This window comes from Ruegeria sp. ANG-R (genome assembly GCF_000813985.1).
GTDB lineage: Bacteria > Pseudomonadota > Alphaproteobacteria > Rhodobacterales > Rhodobacteraceae > Ruegeria.
On record NZ_JWLJ01000001.1, the window covers coordinates 358,772 to 360,041 of the forward strand.

Consider the following 1,270-nt stretch of genomic DNA (forward strand, 5'->3'; position numbering starts at 1 on the left):
GGCGGCGGCGGTGGCAATGGTGGGTTGGCCGTGGCCGCGACCGCAGGAGCGTCTGCGCTGTTTTCGGGCAATGTCTCGGTCGGCATTGGTGGTCAGGCAGGCAGTGCGGGCGACGGTGGTCTTGTACAGGTCTATACAAATGCTGACGTTGCCACGACGGGCACGAACTCAAGCGGGATAATCGCGCAATCGGTGGGCGGCGGCGGTGGCAATGGCGGCGGCAGCATCGCCGCAGGCATCAGCGCCAGTGGCGGCGCTGCGGTCGGCATCAATGTCGGTGTTGGTGGCGACGGCGGCGGCGCTGGCATCGGAGGTAACGTCACTCTGGTTGCAGGTGGGAATTCGATCGAAACCAGCGGCGCCTTTTCCAGCGGCGTCGTGGCGCAATCTGTCGGTGGTGGCGGAGGCAACGGTGGTTACGCGGTCGGAGCCAGCGCTGATATTGCAGGCGGCGCTGCCGGATCTGTCAGCGTCGGCCTTGGCGGTAAGGCTGGCGGAGGCGGGGCAGGCGGAACCGTGACTGCGCAGGTGGATGCCGATGTCACCTCCCGCGGGGATGATTCCGGCGCAGTCGTGGTGCAGTCCATCGGCGGCGGCGGGGGCAATGGCGGCTTTAGCGTGGCCGCCGGGCTGGCAGCCGGCGGTGCGGGCGCCGGAACCGTAGATGTCGGTCTTGGTGGCGACGGTGGCAGCGGTGGTATTGGCGGAACGGTTACCGGCGTGCGCGTGAATGGCAACGTTCGAACCGAGGGCGCGCGGTCGACCGGTGTTCTGGTTCAATCCATTGGCGGCGGTGGTGGCAATGGCGGTTTCAATGTCACCGCAGGCGTCGCAGCAGCGGGAGCCGGGGCAGGTTCAATCGGCGTCGGTCTCGGGGGCGACGGGGCGACAGGCGGCAATGGCGGCGTCGTCGAAGGCCAGGTGGCGGGCAATGTCACAACGCTGTCCGACAGCTCGAGCGGTGTTGTATTTCAGTCCATTGGTGGTGGCGGTGGCAATGGCGGTTTCAACGTCACAGCCGGAATAGCAGGAGCTGGCGCGGGTGGCGGAGCCGTCACAGTCGGTCTTGGAGGTGGCGGTTCGGGCGGTGGTATCGGGAATTCGGTTACCGGTCGTGTCACCGGGACCGTCAGTACCGGTGGCTCCGATTCCACGGCGATTCTGGCGCAGTCCGTTGGCGGCGGCGGCGGCAATGGCGGCTTTAACGTTAGCGCCTCTCTGGCGGGTGCGGGCGTTGCCAGCGGTGCGGTATCTGTTGGCCTCGGCGGGG

General features: G+C 67.3%; 1 pseudogene. It reads left to right on the forward strand.

What is annotated here, in order from left to right:
* Positions 1-1,270, forward strand: a pseudogene (locus tag RA27_RS24870) (hypothetical protein); the annotation flags it as partial.